This window comes from Actinotignum sanguinis (genome assembly GCF_003957255.1).
GTDB classification, from domain to species: domain Bacteria; phylum Actinomycetota; class Actinomycetes; order Actinomycetales; family Actinomycetaceae; genus Actinotignum; species Actinotignum sanguinis.
Genome location: NZ_QDIE01000026.1, coordinates 1 through 26,188 on the forward strand (window position 1 = coordinate 1; position 26,188 = coordinate 26,188).

Below are 26,188 nucleotides of genomic sequence, written 5' to 3' on the forward strand. Positions count from 1 at the left end.
AAGACTATTAGTGGGAAGGACGTTATTGCTTGACCGGTATCTGATATCCAGTCCTTATTAGTATCGAAACCAGAGAATGACAATCATGATTCGAGAACACAGATACACCACTACCCAGGACTTGACCAAAACGGGGCGCAAGTGGTCCGGTAATTGCTCTACCGCAGCAACGAAATCTGCGTATTCTTCTTTGCTCTGCTGGACTTTCTCGTAGGAAGTGATCAGGATTTCGGTCGGACGGGGTGCCATAACCTGCTGCCCACTGTAGGCCTTGCGGATCAGTTGGGCGAGTTCCGGAGCGATGATGTCCTTAGTAAGAAAACCGCGTACGCCAGCGCCTATAGCTTCCCCGAGAGATTCTTCGTGTTCGAACACGGTGAGCATAACGATCACGATGTGGGGGTAATCCTGGCTAATTCGTTTAGCGGCTTCGATGCCGCTCATGACCGGCATATCCACGTCAAGAAGCGCAAGGTCCACGTTCTGGTGGCTAAGTTGATCAATTGCTTGCGCGCCGTCAGCAGCGGTAGCGACTACAGTCACACCCTCCTGCTCATTGAGTAGCCGTGCAAGGCCTTCGCGGATAATAGGGTCGTCATCGGCAAGTAAAATTCTAATGTTATCCATGCGCTACTCTTTCGGGATAGCGGTTTGCGTGCTCGTAGTTTCCAAAGGAACAGATGCGTGGGCGGGTAAAGTTATATAGGTTATCCACTGTTGATCTACCGCCTTCGATTGTATCGTTCCCCCTTCGGTTCTGATTCTGTTAGCGAGATTTGCCAAACCATATCCACTGCTCATATGTGAAGTCTGCGGTTGTGAAGCGATCTGATTACTTAGGGAAAGTGCGAGCAGATTAGGTGCCGTTGTTACTTCTATAACGAGATTTGCTTCCGAGCCGGCGGGCGCGTATTTAAGAATATTGGAGGCGCACTCGCGAATTGCTAAAGCCGCCGTACGGCGCTGTTGACGCGTTGTTAGGGTGTCAATATCGCCGTTGATATTGACTTCCAAAGTTATATCTCTGGTACGCAACATATTGGTTACTTGCGTGATTACCTCGGACAGTGGGGTTTCGGTTGCCGTTGTATCCATGGAGAGGATGAGCGGACGGATCCTCCTCGAAGCGCTTGTAGCAACCTTGACAAGCTTGTCTAATTCCTCGGATAGATCGGGATGCCGAATGGCAATATCCTGGGCAAGAATCGCAATATGAGCCAGGTCTTTCGCAGTAGTGTCATGCAGTTGACGTGCTAACTCTTGTCGAGTTTGCCTCACGGCTTCAAAGGCTTCTTTCGTTCTTTCTTCTGCCAGAGCACGGCGATTGTTTTGCCAGCGTAGCGCTAGGCCTACTGTTAAGGTTGCAAGGGTGATGACTATTGAGCTATATAGCTGTAACTGAGGTGTTGGGCTAACGGCTACTGATACGGATGTTTCTATGGCCATAACGGTCACGGCTCGCATAATCCATGAGCGTAGAAGCCATGACACAAGTACGGTGGGAACGCCAAAACTGAACACGGCAAATCCACCAACTAAATTGCATGCGTTTAGGGTGATGCAACTAGCTATAAGCAGTACTTCACAAAAGCGGAAAGAGCCAGCTAAAGCGAATAGGAGCCACAAGCCAATATCGAAAAATAGGAAAGAAGTATTGAAATTATAAAAACCAAATGCGGTGCTGGTGACGTCAATTCCGGCGAAAATGACGGCACCGATGATGAAAAGTAATGATCGTGCCGTGGTGAAACGGGAGCGGTTGAATACGGACTCAATCATTCTTTGTTGCTACCGTGGCCGATGATCTTTACAGTGGGGCAGATTTGGAAACAGGAAACATATTCCGGGAAAAGCGGCCTGAGTTACGTACTTCCTAAGATAGCCGGGACCCTCGTGGACAGTGTAGAAAACTGGTGTAGAAGCTCCGGGAGCGGTTGCAATTGGCGTTGTAGTTGCGGGGAAGACTAACGCACATAGAGCTAGCACGGCACTCAGTGTGGGCATGGAATTCCTTTCTTTTCGATTTCATCGATTTTTGAGTCGATGCTTCTGTTATTAAATTCTGACTGATGAACGTCGGTATAGCTAACCGACATTCGTCGGTATCTCCAAACCGTCTGTAGTGGCTAGCTTTAAAACGTTCATGATTCCGATCAAAGAGGAAGGACACATTTCATGAATACGCGTATTTATGAGGTGTGGTGGGACTGGCTGCGATGTTGGCGGGTTCTGCTATTTGGTGCCTTACTCCGTGGTCTAAATAGGTAGGATAGCTCCATGAGGAAGCTTTTTTATAGCAAAGATTGGCTGCGGGTTTACGTGGTTACCCTGGTGTCCACCTGCCTGATGTCGGGCTTGTTCTTTATCTGGATGTACGTAAAGAACAAGGGTCAGTTCTCGACCTTGATGGCGGACTATGGCTCGGACTTGATCGCGTATTGCCTCATGCTGGTTATCGTGCTTCCGCTGGTTTTCGCATTGCACGCAAAGAGGCGGCAAGATCAGCGCAGGTAGCCTACATCCCGAGGAAGCGCAGGATCGCGGGGAAGTCCTCGTTGATCTGGGCGGTGCCTGCCGTGAAGGAAGCTTCTAGCTTCGCCACATTGGTTTCCCGGTTGGAGACTAGCTGGTGGCGCGGGAAATAAAGGTAGGCCCGCCCCCGCGCTTCCAAATCAAAAAGACGGGCCCGGGTGGCGTTGTACTTCGCCGCACGCTCCTCCAGCGCGGTAATGAGGCGGGGGTATTTGCGGAAAGCAGCCCTGATCAGCGCAGTTGCCTTTCGGGAAGGTGACGGGCGCACGTAATCGTGTGGTTTCGTCATAATAACGACGGCGCGCTCGAAGCCAGCAGCCTCAGCGGCATCAATAGGTATACCCCCGGATGGCCCGAGCGCGCCGTCGGCATAAAGCTCACCGTCCAGCGATACGAAAGGCATAATGCCAGGCATCGTTGAGGATGCCTGCACCCGTACCAGCAGATCGTCAAGAACGTTAATATCGCTGCGGTGCCAGTGCACGGCTGCGCCGTCGCTCAAACGAAAAGCGCTGATATCAAAATCTCCAGGAGTGGACTGGAACGTAGCGAAATCGAAAGGGAGTGCTTCGCCGGGCCGTGAGGTGTGGCGGTAAATATAATCCGAGTTGAAGGCACCCTTGCCGCTGAGGAAGGTCCGCCAGTTCCCGATATTTGGATCCGCTCCGAACTCCACGAAAGAACGCCGCGCCCGTACCGGGTCGCGGCTGAGGTAATTCGCCACGTGACTGGAACCCGCCGAAATACCCGAAACGTGCGGGAACTCCAGCCCAGCCTCGATGAGTTTGATAACCACCGGAGCCGTGGCGCTCGCGCGCATACCACCGCCCTCAAAAACGAGGGCGGTCTCAGCAATCTGAGACATGGGGTCTCCTTTCTACGAGCCGGGCCGGAGTGGGTGCTGCCCCAGCTAGCCGCGGCCGGGCCGCGGCCCACGCTACCTGCCGCGCAGTCCTGATTCTCCCATTCCGTAACGCAGCGAATTGACTTCGCAGCTGCATTCGGTGGCGATATTGATCGTGGAGGCAATGGCGCCTTCAGCGCGCAGCTCCAGCAAGCGGGGAACCACCCGATCCCGCAATGACCACGGGTCAATGGTATTGACGTAGATCTTAGTGCCGCCTTCGAAACCGGCGAGCGTGGAGGTGCGCCACTTGAGGAGCACCCGCCACGGGGTTGCTACTTCCATATCCCGTGAAGGCGCGTACCATTCCTCATTCGTGGGAATATCAGGGCCGGTGGCCGCGTGCATGGCATGTACCAGATCCGAAACGGCGCGCAATTCGTGGCGGGTGTGCTCGAAGGGTTGAGAGGCTTCCGAGCGTGACCACACTTCGAGAGTGGGGTAGCGATGCCCGAACCCGGCGTAGGCCACCGCGTACTTATTCTCCGCGATAACAAGATTGTGGTAGCCGGCGTAATCCACCCCGTACTCGTTGAAAATATTGGGGTTATCGCGCACCCGGTCCACTTCGTAGCGGTGATTGACAGTGCGTTCATCAATGGACACCAGCTGCTTATGCAGGTGCTCGAACGAGGCTCCGGCCGGTCGCAACCAATTCTGGAATACCTGCACGTATTTGACGTAGCGGTTCTGCTCGTACAGATCGCGCATGGCATCCGCAGTAAGTAGGAAGTACCAGTAGTGCTCAGCCGGGGTGAGGGTACCCGAGCCAGCCCGATTCGCGGTGGAATCCGAACCTGGCACATAGTGGTGGCGCCCGATAATGAGGTCATGCCCGCCCCCGTAGAAAGGCAGCGCGCTTGCCAGGCGTTCCCGCTCCGGAAGCGCATTCCAGGCATCCTCATCCATGCCCGAAGCAATGGCCTTGTTATGAGCCACGGAGAGCACGTGGGCCCGCCCCGCCGCATCCGAGGTGTAGCGCTCGAAAGCATCCTGGCGGCGGGTGGTGAGTTCGTACTGGTAATTGGTGGTCCAGTACTGGAAGGGGACAATCTCAAAAAGATTAGGAACCCGCCGGAAATCCCACGGATCCGCCAGGGAATCCACCGGGGCATCATAGGTGATCCGAGCTTCGCCCGTGGCGGGGTTACCGACGATGCGAGCCTTTTCCGGCGGTGTTTCCAGCACCCGATCCGCGCAGAAAGAACAGAAGTTTTCCGGGTGATCCGCGCTCAACGGTTCCGCGATAGGAACTTCCGCCTTGAGGGGGCGGTTGGCGCGGCCCGGCTGGGTCCACACTTCGGTACCGGAAAACGGGTTGATCTGTTTGATGGTCCCGTCCGGAAGCCGGGTAATAGGCGGGCGGATTTCGTGGCGTACAACCATAAGTTCCCCTCACGTTCGGCAGCAGAGCCACCCACCATAGTAGTGGGTAGCTCCGCTGCGAGCACGGCGAAGCCGAATTTCGCGGCCGTAGCGGGCGCTTGTTTAGTTCAGCGAATATCCGGCTTGTGCCAAGGTTGCGTAGGCTTCGTTGACGAAGGCCCGCCGCACCTGCACTTCATAAGAATTGGCGGTGGTGGCCCGCACCGAAGCGAAATCGCGCCGCCCGCCGGTGAAGCCGTGCGAGAGCGCGCCCATAATGGCCCCGAGCACCGCGCCGCAGGCGAGCCCGAAGAGGAGGACCTGCCAGAGCACCACGGCCGGCGCGAAAAGAATAAAGAAGAAGGAGAAGAAGAGACCCCAGGAGGCCCCGCCCGCTGCACCGTACAGCGCGGCTTTCCCGGTGGTGAGGCGCCCGGTCACCTGCTCTACGCTTTCAAGATTCACGCCGACGATACGCACATTTTCCACCGGGAACCCGGCATCCGAGAGCGTATCCACCAGGCGTTCGGCCCGCCGATAATCAGAAACTTCCGTAATGGTGCGGTAATCCGCGGCACTTTGTTCAGCGGCGCGCGCGGTGGCGGACGCGCCAGTAGTTATGTTTTCACTCATAGGCTCATCCTAAAGCTGGCCTATGACAGAAAAATCGCCGTCGAAACGAAAACCAGCTGCGCGCCGGAAATACTCGCTACCGGTGGAAACCGGTGCTGTTATTCCGGCGCGCAGTCTGGTTGGTGTTAGTGTGCGCGTGCGCGCAGCTCACACGGCTGCGACTCAGCGACTTTATTCAATGGTGGACAGGTCAGCGGCGCCGATAATCCCGGCGTCGTTCCCGAGCCGCGCCAGGCGAATCTCCGGCAACGTCCGGTATTTCGCCACGGGGAGAACTTCGGGGAATTCGCGTACCAGCGGCTCGAGTACGAGCGAACCGGCCTCGCTCACCCCGCCGGCAATTACGAAGATTTCCGGATCGAAAATGGTTGCCATATCCGCCAAGCCGATAGCATTCCAATGGGCGAACTCATTGAAGACATCGAGGGCCATTTCATCGCCTTCCTGAGCGGCCGCGGTCACGGCCGGGCCGGTCACCCGCCCTTCACCCAGTTCCAGGATGCGGGCGGCCCCGCTGGGGTAATTCGCAGCCCGTTCGGTGGCGAAACGCACCAGCGCGCTGCCCGAGCCCATCACTTCCCAGCAGCCGCGCGACCCGCATCCGCACAGCGGCCCGTTGGGAACCATGTGGATGTGCCCGATTTCCGCGCCGAAACCGAAAGCTCCGCGCAGCAGATTCCCGTTCATAATGACGCCGCCGCCCAGCCCGGTGCCGAGCGTGACCACAACGGCGGATTCCGCATCCGCGGCCGCACCAAAACGGTATTCGGCCCAGGCGGCCGCGTTGGCGTCATTTTCAACGACGACGGGCATGCCGATGAGCTCAGCGATACGCGAACCGAGCCGTCCGTTCTGCAGGGGGACATTCGTGCCGTAAATCAACGTATCGCGATCCGCGGCGATATAGCCGGCCTGCCCGATTCCCACGGTGGTAGCACCCGAGGATTTGAGGTCGTTGACGCAGGCGGCGATGGTTGCGATAAAGGCCTCGGAATCCTGGCGCGGCGTGGGGCGCCGGACCCGCTGCAAAATTTCACCTTGTTCATTGACGACGCCGGCGGCCACCTTCGTGCCGCCAACATCCACACCGATGCTCAGAGTCATGGTGCAAGTCTACCTGGCGTAGCCCGCCGGATTCCGGGATGGCGCAGCGGCGTCGTCGTGCCGAAAAAAGAGTGCGCACGGGCGTGACGCAGCTCGCGAAAAAGGAGCGGGAATAAAAACCGGCACCCTAAGGTTGAGTTTGGTGGACTCAAGAAAGGGCGAGCCGATTGGACATAGGTTCTCGGATCGTTCAGACTTGGAAGGAAACTTTGTCGAAGGGTTCGCGGCCGGTACTGCCGGTACCGCGGATCTGCGGCACGAATGCAGAAGGAGCAATCATGGCACGTGCAGTAGGTATTGACTTGGGAACAACCAACTCCGTGGTGGCCGTCCTCGAAGGCGGGGAACCCACGGTCATCGCGAACGCGGAAGGTGCGCGCACCACCCCGTCCGTAGTGGGCTTCTCTAAGAGCGGAGAAGTGCTCGTGGGTGAAGTGGCTAAGCGCCAGGCTGTCACCAATGTTGATCGCACGATTTCTTCCGTCAAGCGCCACATGGGCGATGATTGGAAGGTTGATATTGACGGTAAGGATTACAACGCGCAGCAGATTTCCGCGTTTATCCTCCAGAAGCTGAAGAAGGATGCGGAAGCCTACCTGGGCGATACCGTGACGGATGCGGTTATTACCGTGCCGGCCTACTTTAATGACGCGCAGCGCCAGGCCACCAAGGATGCCGGTACCATCGCCGGTCTCAATGTGCAGCGCATCGTCAACGAACCCACGGCGGCGGCGCTGGCCTACGGCCTGGAAAAGGGCAAGGAAGATGAAACAATTCTCGTCTTTGACCTGGGCGGCGGCACCTTTGACGTCTCCCTCCTGGAAGTGGGCAAGGATGAGGATGATTTCTCCTTCATCCAGGTGAAGGCCACCTCCGGGGATAACAAGCTCGGTGGCGATGATTGGGATCAGCGCATCGTCAACTGGCTGGTTGACCAGGTGAAGAACGCCTCCGGCGTGGATCTGTCCAAGGATAAGATCGCGCTGCAGCGCCTCAAGGAAGCCGCGGAAAAGGCGAAGATTGAGCTTTCGGCCGCTACCTCCACCCAGATTTCGCTGCCCTATATTTCCATGAGCGAATCCGGGCCTATCCACGTGGATGAAACCCTCAGCCGCGCCAAGTTCGAGGATATGACGAAGGATCTGCTGGATCGCACCAAGACCCCGTTCATGAACGTGATTCGCGATGCGGGCATCCAGGTTTCCGATATTGACCACGTGGTGCTGGTGGGTGGATCCACCCGTATGCCGGCCGTGACCGAAGTGGTCAAGGAACTCACCAACGGGCGTGAACCCAATAAGGGCGTGAACCCTGATGAAGTTGTGGCTGTGGGTGCGGCGCTGCAATCCGGTGTGATTACCGGGGACCGCAAGGATGTGCTGCTTATTGATGTGACCCCGCTGTCCCTCGGTATTGAAACCAAGGGCGGGGTGATGACCAAGCTCATCCAGCGCAATACCGCTATTCCTACCAAGCATTCGGAAACCTTCTCCACCGCGGAAGATAACCAGCCTTCGGTATCTATCCAGGTGTTCCAGGGCGAACGTGAGTTCACGCGCGATAACAAGCCGCTGGGCACTTTCGATCTGACTGGGATCGCGCCGGCTCCGTCCGGGGTACCGCAGATTGAGGTCACTTTCGATATCGACGCCAACGGCATCGTGCACGTATCCGCGCGCGATAAGTCGACCGGCAAGGAACAGTCCATGACCATTACCGGCGGTTCGGCCCTCTCCGAAGAGGAAATCGACCGCATGGTCAAGGAAGCTGAGGAGCACGCCGCGGAGGATGCCAAGGCTAAGGAAGAGACCGATACTCGCAACCAGGCTGAGCAGACCGCGTACTCCATTGAGCGCCTTATCAAGGACAATAAGGACAAGCTCACCGATGCCACCGTCACCGAAGTGGAGGAGGCTATCGCCAAGGTGCGTGAAACCCTCAAGGGCACCGGCAACGTGGAGGACGTCAAGAGCGCACTGGCCGAGCTCAACGAGAAGTCGCAGAAGATCGGGCAGGAAATTTACGCGCAGGCCCAGGCTGCTGAGCAGGCCGGTGGTGCGAATGCGTCCGGCGGGGCCGCGGGTGGTTCCGGTGCGGCCGGTTCTTCTGATGACAATATCGTCGACGCCGAAGTGGTGGACGATGAGGAGAATAAGTAATGAGTGAGGACGATCTGAATCGCAACGGTCCGGAAAACGCGGAGGAGCCTGGCGCCCGGGAAAGTGCAGGTGCCGGTAACGGTGCGGGCGCTGTTTCTGGGAACGACGACGCAGCTACCGCCGCGGCCTCACCGGCCGCTGCGGATGCGGCTGGCGCGGCCGTGGCCGATGAAGCTGGCGCGGGCGAGGCTGGCGATGCGCAGGCATCCGAAGCCGAATCCGCCGGTGCTGAGGGTGTTGCCTCCGATCCGCTTAGCGAAGCAATGGCCACCATCAGCACCCTGGAGGATCAGCTCAAACGCGCTCAGGCATCGCTCTACAACACCGAAACGGAGTACACGAATTACGTGCGCCGCTCCAAGCAGGAAGCCGGAGCGCACCGCGATTCGGGCACTCTCAAGGTGATCGAAGCATTGCTTCCGGTTCTTGACGATGTGGAGTTGGCTCGCCAGCACGGTGACCTGGAAGGGCCCACCGGTTTGATCGCGGAGAAAATGGAGCAGATCCTCTTCTCCACGTTCAAGGTGGCGCGCTTCGGGGCGGTTGGTGACGAATTTGATCCGGAGTACCACGAAGCGCTCATGAATCGGTCCTCGGCTGAAGCGACCGCTCAAACTATTGAGACGCTTATCCAACCCGGCTATACCGTGGCGGATAAGGTGCTCCGCCCGGCCCGGGTGGGAGTCGTTTCACCGGAATAACGCGGGGAAGTGGGCGCGGGTCGGCTCCGCATACACGGCCGGCCCGCGCGGCACCCACCCGTACGTAGGTAGCAACAATACGGAGTACACACTAATTTCACCGAGCATACTCAGCACGATAAGAAAGGGGAGGTGAGCATATGGCAGGGGCAAGCCAAGATTGGCTCGATAAGGATTTCTACCAGGAACTCGGCGTGAAAAAAGACGCCACCCAGGAGGATATTAAAAAGGCCTACCGGAAGCTATCCCGCCGTTACCACCCCGATCGGAATGGCGGTTCGAAGGACGCCGAAGAAAAGTTTAAGAAGGTGGGGGAGGCCTACCAGGTTCTCTCCAACCCGGAGGATCGCAAACAATACGATGCGATCCGGGCTCTCGGGGCCGGCGGGCCCCGCTTCCGGGCCGGCGGGCAAGGCAGCGGCGGTTTTGAGGACATCTTCTCGATGTTCTCCGGCGGCCGCGGCGGAACCTACCACGCCTCATCCTCCACGGGCGGTGCCCGCGGGGGTAGCTTCGGTGGCAATTTCGAGGATGTCCTAGGCGGACTTTTCGGGGGCGGCCAGGGAGGCGGCGGCTTCTCCGGCTTCGGTTCCCAGCGCCGGGCCCAGAAGGGTGCGGATATGACCGCCACGGTCTCACTCCCGCTCCGTCAGGCTGTGGACGGTGCCACCGTGAAAATCCAGACGGCCTCCGGCAAATCCGTGACCGCGAAAGTCCCCGCCGGGGTGAGCGATGGTCAGAAAATTCGGATCGCCGGGAAGGGCCACCCGGGTCTCAACGGCGGGCCAGCTGGCGATATTATCGTCACCGTCCACGTGGAACCCCACCCGGTTTTCGATGTGCAGGGTAAGGACGTGTACGTCAACGTCCCGGTATCTTTCCCGGAAGCCGCTCTCGGGGCTACCGTAGAAGTACCAACGTTGGCAGGTAAGACCGTCCGGGTGAAAATCCCGGCCGGTTCTTCCACGGACAAAATTCTGCGGGTACGCGGCAAGGGCCTCACGACCAAGGGATCCGCCGGGGATATGTACGTGCGTCTCAAGGTTGTGGTTCCCACCCGGCTTTCGGATGATGCCCGTAAAACCGTGGAACTGTTCGCCAAAGCCACAAGCGACGCCGACCCGCGGGCGGATTTCATCCGCATGGCGAAGGTGTAGGCGAAGGAATAGCGAAGCGGCACAAGGAACAAGGCGTTCGGCTAGCCCGGCCCCACCCGGGGCCGGGTCCGGAACCCCAATGAAGGAGGTTGAGGAGGTATGGCGAATCGACGCGCACCGCTACTCACGGTGTCAGTAGCGGCCGAACTTGCGGGTATGCATGCCCAGACGCTGCGCCAATATGACAGCCTGGGGCTGGTATCTGCCCGGCGCACCCGCGGAGGCGGGCGGCGCTACTCCCTGGAGGATGTGGAACGACTCCAAGAAATTCAACGCATGTCGCAGGAAGACGGTATCAATCTGGCCGGAATCGCCCGCATCCTCCAGATGCAAGAGCGTATTGACCAGCTCACCCGCTCCCTCCAGCGCGCCGAACAAGAACTCGCGGCGGAGCGGGAACGCGCTAACGAACGGCGCGCCCATGCTCGCCGGATTTTCGCTGCCGGGGCGGATGGCGACGTCGTTCTTACCCGCGGCCATAAAGATCTACGCGAATATCTGCGCCACCAGGCCGCTCAGCGCCTCGCGCAGCTACGCACCCAAGAAAGTACCGGGCCTTCTCGCGCAAGCTCCACGGTGAGTCCCACGCCGGGTTCTACGCGCCATCCCGGTTCCGAACTGGCTCGCTACCAACCCCATACCCTTGATCTGCTCCTCGCCGCGCTCGCGGTGCAGCTGGATCGGGAGCACAGCCGCGACTACAACCACGAACGTGACCACAGTCGCGACTACAACCACGAAAGCGGCGCGGCACGCGAACGGCCCGGGAACACCGCGCAGTACTGCTAGGGTCACTATGTGCACGCACTGCTAAGAATTTTTCGTTTCACCTCCGCGCTGTCGCGCTACTACGTGGCGGTGGCCCTCGCCTCCATCCTCGTAACCGCTGGAACCATTATCGTTCCCTTCGTGCTCGGGGCCGCCACCGATACCGCCGTTGCTGCCGTGAGCGGTAGCCTCGACGTTGGGGTGGCGGTGCGGCGGGTGATCCTGCTGGCCGGCGCGTTCCTCGCCATCGATTTTTTCTCCACCACCGTGGACTCGCTGGGCGGATACGCCGGAGATCTCATGAGCCAAAAAATGCGCTCCATCCTCTCCGTGCGCTATTTCGATAAACTCCTCACCCTTCCCCAAGATTATTTCGACCGCGAACTCACCGGAACCATCACCTCGCGCCTCAACCGCTCCATTACGGAGGTCACGAATTTCGTCAAGAGTTTCGCGAACTCCTTTTTCACCACGCTGCTCACGGTACTGGCCGTCCTGGTTATTTCCTTTATCTATTCCCCGTTACTCTGCCTCCTCCTGCTTATTATTTTCCCGATCTACATGTGGCTGACTGCCCTCACCTCGCGGCGCTGGCAGGGTCTAGAAGCGCAGAAAAACGAAGATATCGACGTGGCCGGCGGGCGCTTCAACGAAGTAATCGGCCAGATCCGCGTAGTCAAATCCTTCACCCGTGAACGCGGCGAACTCGCGCATTTCGCCCGCCACTACGAGCACGCCGAGAGCCTCACCGCCAACCAATCCCGCCACTGGCACGGTATGGATTTCCTGCGCCGTATGGTTATGGCCATTATTTTCTTCGCGATTTACGCCATTATTTTCCTGCGCACTGCCCGCGGCCAGTTTTCCGTGGGAGACATGGTCATCCTGGTGCAGCTCGTGGGGATGGCGCGCCGCCCGGTCATGTCAATGAGCTGGATCGTCGACACCACCCAGCACGCCATCGCCGGCTCGCGCGATTACTTCGAGGTCATGGAGCTCACCGAAACCGAACGCGGCCAGCGCCCCGTTATATCCAACTCCGCTGCTCTTTCTGGCGGAGCTGACCCTACTTTTAACGACGACGCCGCACCGGCCCGCCCGCGTACGGCCCGCGCGCTCCACCACAACGCGGTGGAGGCTCAGCCTGATGTGCCGGCAATTCGTTTCGAGAACGTGACTTTTGGATACGGCAAAGATCCAGATGTCTTACGCGATGTTAGTTTCACTATCGAGCCGGGGGAACGAGTGGCTTTCGTTTCCGAATCCGGGGGTGGGAAAACCACGTTGACCTCGCTTCTCCTGGGGCTATACGAGCCGCGAGCCGGGCATATTGAGCTCTTCGGCAGCGATATCGCGGATTTGCCGCTTCAGCAGGTGAGGGCCGCTATCGGGGTAGTTTTCCAGGACCCGGCACTTTTCTCCGGAACAATTCGGGAAAATATTGCTTACGGACGCCCGGATGCTACCGAAGAAGAAATCCTCGACGCCGCAACCCGTGCCCACGCGGATCGTTTTATTCGGCGCTTTGCCCACGGCTATGACACTGTCATCGGGGAACGCGGGCTCAAGCTTTCCGGTGGGCAACGCCAGCGCATCGCGGTGGCTCGCGCAATGCTCAAAGCCGCCCCGGTTTTGGTGCTGGACGAAGCGACCTCCGCGCTGGATACTCGCTCCGAGCGGTGGGTGCAGGCCGGGTTGGAAGAACTCATGAAAGACCGCACCTCGATTATTATCGCGCACCGACTCTCGACCATCGCCAGCGTGGATCGCATTATTACTCTGCGCGCCGGGCGCATTGATGAGGTGGGTAGCCCGGCCGAGCTCGCCGAGTCCGGCGGTATCTACGCCGAACTGCTCGCCTTGCAGAATGACAACTCCGCGCGCGCCCAGCGTCACCTCAAGCGCTACGGTTTGCGGTAAGCGTGGAAGCCGCGAGCGAGCCATGTGTAACTGTGCCGGTTTCCAATAGCGGCGTGGGCGGGGTTTTCCGTTGCTATTGTGCCGATCCGTCAGTTCCTACTGCAATGATTTGGTAGATGCTACTGCAATGATTTGGTAGGATCTACTTCAGTGATTTGGTAGATGCTACTGCAATGATCTGGTGAACTCTGGTGCAGATATGCGGTGGCTCTACTATCGCAATGATGGGAGAGGATGGCACGGTGATTCCTCGCAGTGCGAGTGGCTATATCGCACAATTAGCGCAATGGTTTCCGGTGGTTTTCGTTACTGGCCCGCGCCAGAGCGGGAAGTCTACCCTGGTTCGGGCGGCTTTTCCTGCCCATGAATACGTCAATCTCGAAAATCCGAATCTCCGTGCGGCAGCTACCGAGGATCCGATTGGTTTTCTTTCCGCACATCCCGCGCCGCTTATCGTTGATGAGGCGCAATATGCTCCGGATCTTTTTTCTGCCATCCAGGTGCGATCTGATGAGCTAGGTGAGGTGGGTCAGTACGTTTTGACCAGTTCGCAAAACTTTTCGCTGCTGCGCAGCATTAGCCAATCTTTAGCCGGCAGGGTTGGAATGCTTCAGCTCCTGCCCTTGAGCTGGCAGGAACTTCACGCTCTTGATCCTGCGCCTACACTCAGCGAAGGGCAAGTGACCGGAGGGTATCCGCGAATGTACGACGCAGGTATCCCGGCCCCCGTTTTTATGCCTAATTATGTACGGACTTACCTTGAAAGAGATGTAGCGGATTATCTGGGTGTCCGAAATATTGACGCATTTCGTGCTTTCCTGCGACTGTGTGCAGAGTCGAGCGGAAGTCTCATTAACTACAGTGGCTTGGCACGCGATATCAGCTCCACCTATCGGACCGTCAAAGAATGGGCATCGATTCTCAACTCCTCCTACATTACGTTCACTTTGCAGCCGTATATGGCTAGCGGTGCGAAACGAGTGACGAAGACTCCGAAGCTGTTCTTTTACGATACTGGATTGCTGTGCCATCTCTTGGGAATCCGAAGTGCTGCTGAACTTCTCACCCATCCGAAACGCGGGGCGGTATTCGAGAATTTTGTGATCGCGGAGATGAGGAAACAATATCTCCATACGGGAACGGAACCAGAGCTCTATTTTTATCGTGACGATTCCAAGCGCGAGGTTGATCTCCTTGATCTTACTGAGCGTAGTAACCCGCGCATCTTCGAGATTAAATCCTCGATGACGATGCGCGATAAATTTGGCCACCAGCTTTCCCAGATCGGTGACCTGCTGGGAATCCCGGTCGAAAACCGCGCGGTTATTTATCAGGGGGAGGAATCGTATCAAGGCCACCACTTCGCAGCCCAGTCGGCTGCGCGCCTGCTCGCGAGCTATCCGCAACCTGCGCCGGGTGCTTAACCCCCGTAGGGAGATGTGTAGTGTGCCCGGTGCCGCTCTTCGACTACGGATGAGGTAGTCGGGGAGGTGGCACCGGGCACAGCTATAGTGGATGGATTATGAACTATGCGCAGTAGTGCTTGATGGCATCGTGAACGAATACCGCGGTTCCTTCGCCCGCAAAATCATCAATATTGCGAGTGAACTCGCCACCTTCGGCATACATTTCCCCCAGGCCGGCCAGGATCTCATCCGTGCACGTATAGAAATTATCCGTGATAAAGCTTTGCAACTTTTCCACCAGCGCCTGGGCCTCCGGAGAGTTGGGATTGCCAGTTTTGATCTTCCCAAATTCCCCGAAAATTAACATGAGGCTCTGGGTGATGGCCTGAGTTTCCGTAGTGCTCCGTCCTGCGTTCTTGGATTCATACTCCTGATATTCCGACGTTGCACCCCAGCGCTCCCGGGCCTGGCGTGCGTAATCATCGATTTTTCCGGTGTCAAAAACTGTGAAATCCATATAGGTACCTCCTGACGATTTGATTCTTTTTGCGAAGTCCAGCAAGGCGTCGAGCCGGTCCCTTTTCAGGGACAGTAGGGTTATCTGCTGGTCGAGTGCCGCGACTTCATCAAAGTTCTCGCTGTGGACTATCGCCTTTATTTCTTTGAGCGGGAATTCCAACTCCCGAAAAAGCAAAATATATTGCAGCTGTTTCACGTCCGCGTCGCTGTAAAGCCTGTATCCAGCATCCGAGTAATCGGTGGGCTTGAGAAGCCCGATCTTGTCGTAGTACTGCAATGTGCGAACACTAATGCCGGCTATTTTGCTGACCTCATTGACGGTTTTCATCACGCATCCTCCTTCCGTGTTAACAACGGTAGAGTGTGACGTAACGTCAGGGTCAAATGGAAGAAACCATGCCCGCCCACAGTTAAACGCAGACGGTCTCCGAGCCGCAAGAACGCCACATGAATTAAAGTGGCTGGGCATCGGTACCTATCGCGAAATCCCCTTCGCCGAACTCTAAACTCAGTGATTTAAATACTTCTTCTGCGGGTTTGGTGTCGCCTGATTCGATGGACCGGCGGCCTTTGTCCAATTCGGCAATTAACTCATCTTTGGTCAGCGAGCTAATATCAACCGGCCTGGAATGAGGGAGCTTCACCTCAAAGGGGATGCCGCGGTGCAAGATCACTTGCTTATAAAGCAGGGTGATAAGAGTTGATGGGGAGACGCCTAATAAGCTCAAAATGCGTTCTGCCCGTTCCTTGAGTTCCGGATCGATGCGGACGTATACATTCGCTGTCTTTGCCACGGGTGCCTCCTTGCCTCCTGTTGAACAGTCTGCGCCAATGTAGTGGCATACGCAAGCACTTATCCCTCGCGAAACGCCCAGAACAAATATGGTGGCATGCCGCTTCCGAAACACCGCAGCCGCCGCCTAATCCACCCGCTCTGCCAGCACCATGCACTCCATATGTCCGGTCTGCGGGAACATGTCCATGAGGCGCGCTTCATGCACGGTAAATCTATCCAGAACCTGCAAGTCTTTCGCTAAAGTCGTGGGATTACACGATGAATAGATGAGCCAGCGCGGGGGATTGGCCGCAATCCACTCGGTGAGATCAGTCAGGCCACGCCGCGGTGGATTAACGATGAGCAGATCGGGCGTGCCGCCGAGCTTGCCGGCGGCACGTGCGGCGTCGCCGGCAAAAAACTGCGCGGAACTACCGGCGTTTGCGGCGGCGCGGCGCGCGGAATCCACCGCGGCCTCGGAAATCTCCACGCCGGTCACGCGCCGCCCCGGGCCGGCCACATGCAGTGCGAAACCACCCACCCCGCAATACAGGTCCCATACCGTGCGCACCCCGGCTAAGCCGGCGGCCCAGTCCCGCGCCTGTGCGTACATTGCCCGCGCAATCGTGGTATTCGTTTGGAAAAAAGAACGCGGGGTGAGATAGAGCGTGACCGCGCCGAGCGGGAAGGGCAGCGTATCCTCCCTGGTCAGCACAATCTCTTCCTCGCCTTCCACGAGGGCGGCACGCTGCGGCAGCAAATTAACAGAAATAACCCGCGCGTGCGGGAGCTGCGCGCGCAACCAGGGCAGATGCTTGCGAATCCGCACCACCGATTCGGTTGAGCGCAGCACAAAACGTAGTAGCAGCTCACCGCTCGGCGCCGCGGTGAGGAGAATATTTTTGAGTTCCCCGCGCCCGCTCGGCACGTCGAAAGGCGTGAGTCGCGCCCGCCCGATGAACTCGGTTAGCACCGGGAGCGCCGCGGTAATGGGCTCTTCGTAGAGTCCGCATGCGCGCAGGTCCACCCCGCGCATACCCCGATCCAAAATTCCCAGCGTCGGCGCCTGTGTGCTTCCACCCACGGCAAGCTTAGCTTTATTGCGAAAATGCGATTCCGGGGAGAGTGCCGGTGGCAACCACTCCGGTGCGAAAGGCGCCAGTAATTCGGTCAGGCGTTCTTCCTTGTCCGCCACCTGAGCGGGGTAGGCCTCACCCATCCGGGTACACGAACGGCAGGTCCCCGCCTCAAAATACGAACAACGCACGGTCCCAGCTTAGTGGGCGCGCCCCGTATCCACGGTCTCCACCACCGCGAGCTCGCGCACTCCGCGGCGTGCCGGCCCTAATTCCACCCCGGTGATCGCCCCGGCCGCGGTTTCCTCGCCCACCAATTGCTGGCACAATTCCGTCAATTCTTCGGCTTCGCGCGGCGGGGTAGCGGCCAGGAGCGCCAGGCGCGTCACCCGCCCGCGGAAATATTTCGCGGCGTGTGAGATCGTGCGGGAGGTGGCGCCCGTGATGCGGGTGGCGGTTATTTTTACGACGTCGCAGCTAGCGGGTACCTTCCATCCCGCATAGGCACCGGATCTCGCGTCGATGACCAAACCGGTGGCTCGGCTGTCAAGAACCGGCCAGAAGGGTGCCCAGCGGGCCGAAATTTTCGCGCCGCCCAGTTCCACGTTCATTCCCAACCTGTAGGAGGGGATGAGGTCAAGGGGCGACGTGGCTCCGAAAAGACCGGAGAAAATCAGGGTGTGCTCGCCGGCGCGGGTCAGTTGGGTGGCCGAAAAACTTTCCATATCGAGAGCCTGGTAGAGCACTCCGGTATAGACCTGCCAGGCCGGGGCGCAGGGCTGTTCCCGCAGCGTGATTTGCGTGGCGACTTCACCAGCAATGCTCGGACCCACCCCGAGAATATCGAGGGCATCGGGGCGGCGAGATACGGCTTCCAGCTCCGCCACCAGTTCGGCGCGCAGCGCGGTGAATTCCGGGATGCTCAGGGCGCTGAGATCCAGAGTGGGGCCGCTGGTCGGTGCGGTTTTCCCTTCCGAAGGAGGTAGGAGGATAAGCATTGTTTACTCCCCGCTTTCCGCGCTGGCGTGCCAGGAGAAGAGCTCAACTTCGCCGCCCGGATTCCCGGCGGTGGTAGTCGCGGCACTCGCGCCCGCAGTTCCGGCAGCAACGCCGGTGATACGAACGCGCGGGTGCGGCTCGAGATCGAGGCGCACCCGCAGCTCGGCGGGTTGGCCGGAGTCCGCACCGCCGGGGGCTGCGTCGTCGTGCTCACGCTCCCAAACGCGGTACTCGATCCAGGTATTATCCTTGCCCGTGACCTCAAGGCGGGCGCGGGTGAGCCACGGGTGGGTGCGGCGCAGCGCGATGAGAGCGCGGTAGGCACTATATATCCCGGCGCCCAGGTCGGAGAGTTGTTCGGGGCGTTCGGGCAGGGGCGGGCGCAATTGATCGTCGGCAGAAAAGCCCTCGAGTTTAGTTCCCGTGAAGCCCTGTTCGTCCCCGTAATAAATCGAGGGCATTCCCGGAACGGTGAACAGCACCGCGGCGGCCAGCACCGCGCCGGCCGAACCCACCGCCGTGGCGATACGTTCCACATCGTGATTGCCGATGAAAGTATTGGGAATGAAATGCTCGCAGAACTGCGCGTGCCGCCCCAGATTCCAGTCCAGCTCCCAGAAATTACGCGAAGCGATGGATTGGCGGATCGAGGCCCAGAGTTCGTACTGGGTGAGCGTATCCACCCTGGACCGCGCCACAAAATCGGGATAGTCACCGTGGATAACTTCGCCTAGGAACAGCGCCTCGGGGAAGCGCTCGCGGACTTTCCCAAGCACCTCGGCCCAAAAATCGGTCGGGACCGCGTAGGCCACGTCTAGGCGCCAGCCGTCAATACCGCGTTCCAGCCAGAATTCCATGACCTCGCGGACCAGCTGGCGTACGCGCGGCGAAGAATGATCGAGGGTAATGAGATCCCCGTGGCCTTCCCAGGTGTGGAAATCGCCGCTCTCGGTGCGCAGGCCCAGCTCCTCTACCTGCGGGTGGAAGCGGGAAATATGGTTGAAAACCCCGTCGAACAGCACCCAGATGCCGCGGCGGTGCGCTTCTTCAATGAGATGGGTGATATCCGTGTTATCGCCCAGGCGCGGATCGAGGCGGAAATGATCGAGGGTGTCGTAACCGTGGGAAACGGAAGCGAAAATCGGGGTGAGGAGCAGGCCATTCGCGCCGAGCTCAATAAGATAATCCAGCCACGGATCCAAAGCCCGTAAGCGGTGTTCACCGGCAGTGGCTTCGGGAATCTCCCCGGCTGCGGTTAGGGGGTTATGCCCCTCGCGAATGGGCGCCCCGCAGGCACCCAGGGCAAAAACCTGCCACCAGATAGTGTCGAGCTGCGACATAGCTGAGAGCCGCCTTCCTTCGCTTCGTCATGGCTAAGAGTGCTGCCGCGGAGCCCGCTCAGCTGGGTGAATGCGCTGCGGCCCCTCGCTCGATTCTAGAGCGAAGGGCCGCGAAGATAAACGCCAGGTGATAACCGCGCAGCGGTATCAGCGAAGTAATCAGCGTTTACTGCAAGGTGACGGTCGCGTTATGGATCCACCCGGTTTCCAGCTCCAGCTTGGCCGGAACCGCGTCGGCCGGCACATCGTAGAGCAGCTTCCCGGTCACGGTATTCCCCGGATTGACCTTCTCGTAAATCATCGACGCATCGCCCAGATACAGGGAATCACCGGAAACCGAATGCTGGCGCCCCTCGGTATCCACGAGCTTCTGCTCCGATTCGGAGAAGCCAGCCGCTTCTTTCCCGGTGTTCTTCACGGTTACGTCCACAATGACGTACTGACCCGTGGCATCCTTACCGAGCACGTCATTGCCGATATGGCTCACGCCCTTCTCCACATTCGTCACGGTCACTTCAAAATCACCGAGAATGACAGGAGTGCCGATGCCCACGGTTGCGTCGTCGTTCTTATTATCCTGCGCGCCCTCGGACTCGGCCTTCTTATCTGCCTTATCCGCGCTATCCGCAGCGTTCCCAGCGGCGGCGCTATCGGCGGCCTGCGAGCTGGAGCTGGCGGCAGGCTTGCCATCGGATTGCTTCGAGAGCGAGGCACCGATAATCGCGAGCACCACAATAACGAGGAGCGCGGTAAGGAGCTTATGGCGCGCAAACCAATTCTTTTTCTGCTCCGGAGCGGGAACTGCGCCGTACACCGGCGGCGTGGATGCTGACATGCGAGAACCTTTCTTTATCTACAGCGGTGGGCGCCGCCCCGGCCCGGTCATAAGCCGGCGGCCAGAGTCGCTCACGTATCGCCTCCAGGGTAGAAGGGCCGCGCGGCGGGCACATCCTCCACATGGGCAGAGCCGGCTCATCCCTTCGGGTGGCATCCGCGGGCCGAACGGCGGTTCTGGAGCGCGCGGGCGGGTCGTACAATCACAGGCATGACAGATCACGCGCCGAAGAATCGCAGCGGTGCGGCGGCGCGTGCGGGCCAGAATCCAGCGCGCCGGCGCGGGCCGGCCGCCATCCCCTTCTACCTCAAAACAGCCGCCATATATATCGTCATGGCGGTGGGGGTTGGCTACCAGATTGAGCGCGCAAAAGTCCGCGCGCTTCCCGGCTGGCTCGGCACCCTCGACGAAGCCGCTATTTTCCTCTCCATGTGCTGCGGCATTATGGCGGGTGTGTGGGTGGCGCGCCGGGAACGATATCCGCGCCGCGCGCTCGCGGTTGCGGCCGTGTGTTCCACGCTGGGCGCTATCGGCCCCGTGGTCGGGTTTTTGCTGCCGCGCTATCTTGCGGGGGCCCGCGTGCAGGGGCGACGACGCCGCGCCCTGGGCGTCTGCGCCATGTATGCCCTCATTACCGCCTGGCAATTCGCCCGTGAACTGACCGGGAAAGATTACAACTCGTCCTGGGTGATGGGCTTCCTCAACCACCAGAATCCGCTGGATGATTTCCCGAATAATATTGTGCCGCTCCTGGTTCTCTACGCGGTGGCGGTGCTCCTTCCTATCGGGTGGGGGCTGTGGCGCAGTGCCACCGCCGAACTCCAAGAAACGCATGATCGGCTGGAATCCACCAGCGAGGAACTCCAAGCCTCGGCCGCGGCCTCCGAGGAGCTGGAAACCCAGCTCACCCGCAAAGAAGAACGCGATGCCCTGGCCCGGGAAATTCACGATTCCATCGGGTCTCAGCTGGCCATTATGAGCCTGCAGGCCGGTTCTTTGGAATTGCTGGCGCGCGGGGATGCCGATTTAGAAGAAGCGGCCAGGTCGCTGCGGGAATCTTCCCGGCAGGCCACCGATGATTTGCGTTCCCTCGTGCGGGTGATGCGTGATCCGAGTTCCTCGGCCTATCGCCCGCCGCGTTCCCTCACCGAATTAGCGGATCATATTGATAAGGTGCTGGCGGCGGGGCATCCCGTCGTCGCCAATGTTTTTATTACGGATGCGGAACGCGCCCCGGCCGCGGTAACGACGGCGTGCTACCGCATCGTCCAAGAATTGCTCACTAACGCGGTGAAATACGCCCCGGAAGAAACCACCCGGGTGCGGGTGAGTGGCGGCCCCGAGCAGGGGCTCGATATCGCGGTGCGCAATGCCATGCCTGCCACACCTGAAGGTGAACAGGGCGAAAGCGCCCGCGGGGCAGGCTCGGGATTGCGCGGGGTGCAGGCGCGGGCCCAGGCCCTGGGCGGGCGCGCCACCTTCAGCACCACGGGCGGTGTTTTCGCAGTTGATGTGCACCTTCCCTGGGACGGGAGTACCCGGGGTGGCACTCCTGGAATGGTAAAATAGCTCGGTGCCGATTTCCTCACCTATTCGCGTTATGGTCGTGGATGACGATCCGATGGTTCGCCGTCTCCTGGTGCAAATTATTAACTTGAGCCCGGAGCGGGATAGTGAGGTTGTGGCGCAGGCGGGTACGGCCCGCGAAGCTTTGGAAAATCTCACCGCGGTGAAGGTCGACGTCGTGCTCATGGACGTGGCGATGCCCGGAGGGATGGACGGAATCGAAGCCACGCGCCAGCTGCGGAGTTTCCCGCATCCACCCCAGGTGATCGTGGTGACCACCCTGGATGCTGATGATGAAGCGGTGCGAGCCGCGGAAGCCGGCGCCTCCGGTTTTATTCTCAAATCGGAAGACCCCCAGGTTCTCCTCCAGGCGATCCGCAATGTGGCAGCCGGGGACGGCGCCCTCTCCCCGCGGGCGGCCAAGCAGGTATACGAATACTTGGCGGCGACCCGCACCGTGAGTGCGCGCCGGCGCGCCCAGGAAAAAATCGCGCGGCTCACCGCCCGTGAACTCGAGGTGGCCCGGCAGGTCTCCCTGGGGCTGTCGAATCGCGATATTGGGGAGAAACTGCACCTATCCGAATCCACGGTGAAAACCCACCTGGCCGCTATCGTGGCGAAAATGGGTGTGGAAGGTCGTATCGGGGTTGCGGTGGATATGACGCGCGCCGGGCTGCTCGACGACGACCCGGTCTAGCCTGGAGCAGGTGCGCCCGTGGGCCGGAGTCACCGGGTGTTTACCTGGTGTTTAAGAGTTGGCGATGCGGCACCGCTAACGTGGAGGCGGCGTGAATCACCCTCCGCGCCCGCCACGCGCGGATCGCACAGAAAGGTCGCAACGTGAAAAAACGTGCCCTCGCGGGCGTTGCGGTACTATCGGCCACGGCTTTGATGGTTCCCGGCGTCTGCCTCCTTCCGGCGTTCGCCGCGCCGGACGGTTCCGGAATTGTTATTAATGAGATTTATACGCGGGGTGGGTCCTCCGGCTCCACCTACACTCATAAATACGTTGAGCTGTATAACCCGAGCTCGGTGGCCGTTGACCTGAGCGATCTGGCCCTGGGCTATTCAGCGAGCCACGGGAAGAACATTTCTTCCAAAGTGGCCCTGAGCGGCAGCTTGGAGGCCGGGGCTTATCTGGTGGTAAGTGCCGGATCGAATGGCTCCAACGGTTCCCAGCTCCCGGAGGGTGTCACTTCCCCGATTAGTCTTGGGGCCAAGGGCGGGATTGTGGTGCTGGCGCCGTCGTCCCGTATTGACGCGGCTCTGGCCGATCCCGCCACCGCTATTGACCTGGTTGGATACGGAAACGCAAGCGTGGCGGAAGGCGAGGCAGCCCGCGTGGGCTCCAATTCCCAGATGGCTGCGAACTCCGCTTCTCGCATTCCCAACGGTTCGGATACGAATAATAATGCGGCCGATTTTAGTGTTGTTCCGGCTACACCGGGACGGGCGAACGACGGCGCAACTCCGGACCACCCGGATCCCGGCACCCAGCCGCAACCCGAACCGAGCACCGGTCCCGGCGCCGACCCAACAACGGACCCCGGCACGGGAACCACAAGCGATCCGGCCGTGCCCGTGCCCATCGCGCAGATCCAGGGAAATGGGCAGGCAAGTCCGCTCGCCGGGCAGGAAGTGACCACGCGCGGCGTCGTAACCGCGGCCTACCCGGAAGGCGGGCTCAACGGGGCCTATATCCAAACACCCGGGGTGGAACATACCGATGCCTCCCACGGTATTTTCGTCTACGGAACGGCGGCTGCCCAGTTGGAGGCCGGTGCCTATGTGGAAGTGCGCGGCACGGTTACCGAATTTTACGGACTGACCGAAATTAATGCCGCTGCTATCACGGCGCTAGAGGAAAAACCGGCCGCTCCTGAGCCGGTCGAGATTGCCTGCAATGCCACGGCCGCGCAGCGCGAAGCGGTGGAGGGCATGCTCGTGCGGGTAACCGGGCCGCTCACGGTGACCAATAACTATGCCACCAACCAGTACGGCGAAGTGGGCCTGGCCTGCGGCACCCAGTCGCTGTGGCAGCCCAGCGAACGTTTCAACCCGAGCGAGAATCCGGAGCAGGTGCAGGCACTGGATGCCTATAACGCGGCGAATGTGCTGGTATTGGATGATGGGCGCTCGCGGGCCTACTTCGGGCGCAATGCCCAAACGAATGTGCCGGTGCCCTACCTCTTTGCCGATAATGCCTCCGCCAAGGGCGCGCCGGTGCGAGTGGGGGCCGCCGCCACTCTCCAGGGCGGGCTCATTATGGACTTCCGTAATAATTCCTGGAAATTGCAGCCACGTTTCCCGGTGACCCTGGAAGATGGGACGGATCGCTCCACCGAGGTCGTCACTTTTGAGAACACCCGCGCGGGCGCGCCCGGGAAACTGGACGGGGATATTTCCCTCGCCTCCTTTAATGTGCTCAACTACTTCACCAGCCTCGGTGAAAATGAGAAGGGCTGCCGTTCCTACACCGACCGCGAAGGTAACCCCATCGCGGCGAATCGGTGCAAGGTGCGCGGGGCCTATACCCCGGAGTCCTTCGCGCGCCAGCAAACCAAGATTGTGCGGGCTATCAATGAACTGGACGCCAGCGTGCTCGGGCTGCAAGAAATTGAGAATACCGCCCGGGTCTCCGGCGGGGATCGTGATACGGCGGTGCGGGAGCTAGTCGCGGCCCTCAATGCGGACGCGAAGGCGGAGCGCTGGGCTTATGTTCCTTCCCCGGCGAAGGTGGGGGAGAACGAGGACTATATTCGCCTTGCTTTTATCTACCAGAAGGACAAGGTGCGGGCAGTGGGGCCCTCGCAGATCCTCAATAGCGAGTGGTACACCGGAACCGCGCGCCAGCCGCTAGCGCAAAGCTTCCAGGCGGTTGTGGATGGCGAAGGCGTGGGCCCGGAGTTCGTGGTGATTACCAACCATTTCAAGTCCAAGGGGTCACTATCCAAGAAGATCGCGAATGACGAGGATGTGTACCAGGGCAATAACAACCTTTTGCGCACCAAGCAGGCGGAGACGCTGCGCGATTGGATCGCGGCGGAGTTTGCCGATAAACCGGTGTTCGTGGTGGGGGATCTCAACTCTTATTCGAAGGAAGATCCGATCCGGGTCTTTGAGAAGGCCGGGTACACCAACCTGCACGCGCATTTCCAGCCGGATACCTACACCTATCAATTCTCGGGGCTGGTGGGTTCGCTCGATCACGTGCTGGCGAATCCCGCCGCCGCGAAGCTCGCCACCGGCGGGCAGGTGTGGAATATTAATTCCCCCGAGGCAGTGGCCCTGGAATACTCCCGCTATAACTACAACATCAAGGATCTGTGGGACGAGAGCGCTTTCCGTTCCTCGGATCATGACCCCTTCAAGGTGGGGCTCAAGGTGATTCCGGAGCAGGAGGATCCCGCGCCGGTGCCAACTCCTACGCAACCTGCGCCGGAGCCTACGCAGCCTGCGCCGGAGCCCACTCAACCTGAGCCTACGCAACCTGAGCCTACGCAACCTGCGCCGGAGCCTACGCAGCCGGAGCCGAGCGCGCCCGAACCGACTCAGCCTGCGCCGGAACCCACGCGGCCGGAGCCAACATCCGAACCGGCACCGAGCACCGGAAATATGTTCTACCTATCCAATAACTGGCAGACCACCGTGGCCGACCTCGTTTTCAGCTATGGCCGGGCCGGCGATGAAGTCCTGGTCGGTGATTGGGATGGTGATGGTGTTGATACTTTTGCGGTGCGGCGGGGGAATGTTTTCTATGTGAAGAATTCTCTGGCCAGTGGCGTGGCAGATGCCGTGTTCTCCTATGGTCGGGTTGGTGATGAGGTCCTGGTCGGTGATTGGGATGGTGATGGTGTTGATACTTTTGCGGTGCGGCGGGGGAATGTTTTCTATGTGAAGAATTCTCTGGCTAGCGGCGCAGCAGATACCTCCTTCTCCTATGGTCGGGCTAGTGATACCACCCTTGCGGGGGATTTCAACGGCGATGGCCGGGATACCCTCTCAATCCGCCGCGGCAATACCATCCACGTCAATAACTCTCTGACGAGCGGAAACGCTGAGTACGCACTCCCGTACGGGCGCGTGAGCGACGAGCTCTTCATGGGTGACTGGGACGGCAACGGCACCGATACCCCAACGGTGCGCCGCTAAGATCCATATTTCCTACTAACACGGGTGGGTGCTCGGACCGCGTGTCTCCGGGCACCCACCCGTTTGCCACAAAGTGCAACTGCAAGTACGTTAGGGGCTGCGGACTGTTTATTGGACATTATTGCTTAAAACCGTTTGACGGTGCTCCGTGATAGTTAAACCATCGAACTTCAAGGTAATACGCTTCTGGTTATAAAAGAGCATATACTCGTCTATCGCCTCGCATAACTCATCAGTTGTAGCCCACTTCTTCCCGTAATAAATCTCGGTTTTCATC

At 59.4% G+C, this 26,188-nt stretch carries 23 protein-coding genes; 10 read left to right on the top strand and 13 right to left on the bottom strand.

Translation table 11 applies throughout. The features are described from left to right. Positions 1–57: 57 nt before the first annotated feature. Together DDD64_RS06735 and DDD64_RS06740 are read right to left on the bottom strand one after the other, a co-directional pair. Positions 58–627 carry a response regulator gene (locus tag DDD64_RS06735; protein WP_126135627.1) on the bottom strand — a complete coding sequence of 190 codons (570 nt, stop codon included), beginning with the start codon at positions 625–627 and terminating at the stop codon, positions 58–60. 3 nt (positions 628–630) lie between these two features. Continuing rightward, positions 631–1,779, bottom strand: coding sequence for a sensor histidine kinase (locus tag DDD64_RS06740; RefSeq protein ID WP_126135628.1), 1,149 nt, complete (start codon positions 1,777–1,779; stop codon positions 631–633). A gap of 498 nt (positions 1,780–2,277) precedes the next feature. Here DDD64_RS06740 and DDD64_RS06745 point away from each other — a divergent pair, with 498 nt between their 5' ends. Further along, positions 2,278–2,514: a hypothetical protein gene (locus DDD64_RS06745; protein WP_126135629.1), complete on the top strand. Its 237-nt coding sequence runs from the start codon at positions 2,278–2,280 to the stop codon at positions 2,512–2,514. Between the two features lies 1 nt (position 2,515). Here DDD64_RS06745 and DDD64_RS06750 read toward each other — a convergent pair whose 3' ends face one another. From DDD64_RS06750 to DDD64_RS06765, 4 genes are all read right to left on the bottom strand, one after another. After that, positions 2,516–3,397 carry a patatin-like phospholipase family protein gene (locus tag DDD64_RS06750; protein ID WP_126135630.1) on the bottom strand — a complete coding sequence of 294 codons (882 nt, stop codon included), beginning with the start codon at positions 3,395–3,397 and terminating at the stop codon, positions 2,516–2,518. A 72-nt stretch (positions 3,398–3,469) separates the two neighbouring features. Beyond that, complete coding sequence (locus tag DDD64_RS06755; RefSeq protein ID WP_126135631.1) at positions 3,470–4,822, bottom strand: DUF4921 family protein; 1,353 nt, start codon at positions 4,820–4,822, stop codon at positions 3,470–3,472. Between the two features lie 102 nt (positions 4,823–4,924). Continuing rightward, positions 4,925–5,434 (bottom strand): general stress protein, encoded by a 510-nt coding sequence (locus DDD64_RS06760; protein ID WP_126135632.1) that lies wholly within the window; start codon positions 5,432–5,434, stop codon positions 4,925–4,927. 171 nt (positions 5,435–5,605) lie between these two features. Beyond that, on the bottom strand, positions 5,606–6,538 hold the full coding sequence (locus tag DDD64_RS06765; protein ID WP_126135633.1) for an ROK family glucokinase: 933 nt from the start codon (positions 6,536–6,538) through the stop codon (positions 5,606–5,608). A 278-nt stretch (positions 6,539–6,816) separates the two neighbouring features. Here DDD64_RS06765 and dnaK point away from each other — a divergent pair, with 278 nt between their 5' ends. The 6 genes from dnaK (at position 6,817) to DDD64_RS06795 (ending at position 14,667) form a co-directional block, all read left to right on the top strand. Further along, positions 6,817–8,697, top strand: a complete 1,881-nt coding sequence (gene dnaK, locus DDD64_RS06770) for a molecular chaperone DnaK (protein WP_126135634.1) — start codon at positions 6,817–6,819, stop codon at positions 8,695–8,697. Next, positions 8,697–9,398, top strand: coding sequence for a nucleotide exchange factor GrpE (locus DDD64_RS06775; protein ID WP_126135635.1), 702 nt, complete (start codon positions 8,697–8,699; stop codon positions 9,396–9,398). The genes dnaK and DDD64_RS06775 overlap by 1 nt, the downstream gene beginning before the upstream one ends. A gap of 140 nt (positions 9,399–9,538) precedes the next feature. Continuing rightward, entirely contained in the window at positions 9,539–10,555 is a 1,017-nt protein-coding gene (locus tag DDD64_RS06780; RefSeq protein WP_126135636.1) for a DnaJ C-terminal domain-containing protein, read from the top strand. 99 nt (positions 10,556–10,654) lie between these two features. Further along, the gene (locus tag DDD64_RS09140; protein WP_126135637.1) at positions 10,655–11,344 is read left to right on the top strand and encodes a heat shock protein transcriptional repressor HspR; all 690 of its coding nucleotides are present in this window, start codon (positions 10,655–10,657) and stop codon (positions 11,342–11,344) included. Positions 11,345–11,353: 9 nt separating this feature from the next. After that, a complete protein-coding gene (locus DDD64_RS06790; protein WP_126135638.1) occupies positions 11,354–13,243 on the top strand; it encodes an ABC transporter ATP-binding protein in 1,890 nt (629 codons plus the stop codon). A gap of 224 nt (positions 13,244–13,467) precedes the next feature. Further along, positions 13,468–14,667, top strand: a complete 1,200-nt coding sequence (locus DDD64_RS06795) for an ATP-binding protein (RefSeq protein WP_164545950.1) — start codon at positions 13,468–13,470, stop codon at positions 14,665–14,667. A 103-nt stretch (positions 14,668–14,770) separates the two neighbouring features. On the opposite strand, the gene DDD64_RS06800 is transcribed toward DDD64_RS06795, so the two are convergent. The 6 genes from DDD64_RS06800 to DDD64_RS06825 all read right to left on the bottom strand — a co-directional run bounded on the left by DDD64_RS06800 (position 14,771) and on the right by DDD64_RS06825 (position 20,193). Beyond that, positions 14,771–15,496, bottom strand: a complete 726-nt coding sequence (locus DDD64_RS06800; RefSeq protein ID WP_126135648.1) for a MerR family transcriptional regulator — start codon at positions 15,494–15,496, stop codon at positions 14,771–14,773. Positions 15,497–15,620: 124 nt separating this feature from the next. Next, complete coding sequence (locus tag DDD64_RS06805) at positions 15,621–15,962, bottom strand: type II toxin-antitoxin system RelB/DinJ family antitoxin (protein ID WP_126135639.1); 342 nt, start codon at positions 15,960–15,962, stop codon at positions 15,621–15,623. A 126-nt stretch (positions 15,963–16,088) separates the two neighbouring features. After that, positions 16,089–17,162, bottom strand: coding sequence for a methyltransferase domain-containing protein (locus DDD64_RS06810; protein WP_126135640.1), 1,074 nt, complete (start codon positions 17,160–17,162; stop codon positions 16,089–16,091). A 57-nt stretch (positions 17,163–17,219) separates the two neighbouring features. Next, a complete protein-coding gene (locus DDD64_RS06815) occupies positions 17,220–18,017 on the bottom strand; it encodes a YaaA family protein (protein WP_126135641.1) in 798 nt (265 codons plus the stop codon). 3 nt (positions 18,018–18,020) lie between these two features. Next, positions 18,021–19,358, bottom strand: coding sequence for an alpha-amylase family glycosyl hydrolase (locus DDD64_RS06820; protein ID WP_126135642.1), 1,338 nt, complete (start codon positions 19,356–19,358; stop codon positions 18,021–18,023). Between the two features lie 166 nt (positions 19,359–19,524). Beyond that, positions 19,525–20,193, bottom strand: a complete 669-nt coding sequence (locus DDD64_RS06825) for a DUF4352 domain-containing protein (RefSeq protein WP_126135643.1) — start codon at positions 20,191–20,193, stop codon at positions 19,525–19,527. 210 nt (positions 20,194–20,403) lie between these two features. Here DDD64_RS06825 and DDD64_RS06830 point away from each other — a divergent pair, with 210 nt between their 5' ends. The 3 genes from DDD64_RS06830 (at position 20,404) to DDD64_RS06840 (ending at position 25,911) form a co-directional block, all read left to right on the top strand. Next, the gene (locus tag DDD64_RS06830) at positions 20,404–21,762 is read left to right on the top strand and encodes a sensor histidine kinase (protein WP_126135644.1); all 1,359 of its coding nucleotides are present in this window, start codon (positions 20,404–20,406) and stop codon (positions 21,760–21,762) included. A gap of 4 nt (positions 21,763–21,766) precedes the next feature. Further along, the gene (locus DDD64_RS06835; protein WP_126135645.1) at positions 21,767–22,456 is read left to right on the top strand and encodes a response regulator; all 690 of its coding nucleotides are present in this window, start codon (positions 21,767–21,769) and stop codon (positions 22,454–22,456) included. Between the two features lie 143 nt (positions 22,457–22,599). After that, positions 22,600–25,911: an ExeM/NucH family extracellular endonuclease gene (locus DDD64_RS06840; protein WP_126135646.1), complete on the top strand. Its 3,312-nt coding sequence runs from the start codon at positions 22,600–22,602 to the stop codon at positions 25,909–25,911. 108 nt (positions 25,912–26,019) lie between these two features. Here the strand turns inward: DDD64_RS06840 and DDD64_RS09190 are convergent, their stop codons facing one another. Then, positions 26,020–26,187 carry an IS3 family transposase gene (locus tag DDD64_RS09190; protein WP_164545869.1) on the bottom strand — a complete coding sequence of 56 codons (168 nt, stop codon included), beginning with the start codon at positions 26,185–26,187 and terminating at the stop codon, positions 26,020–26,022. Position 26,188: the final 1 nt, after the last annotated feature.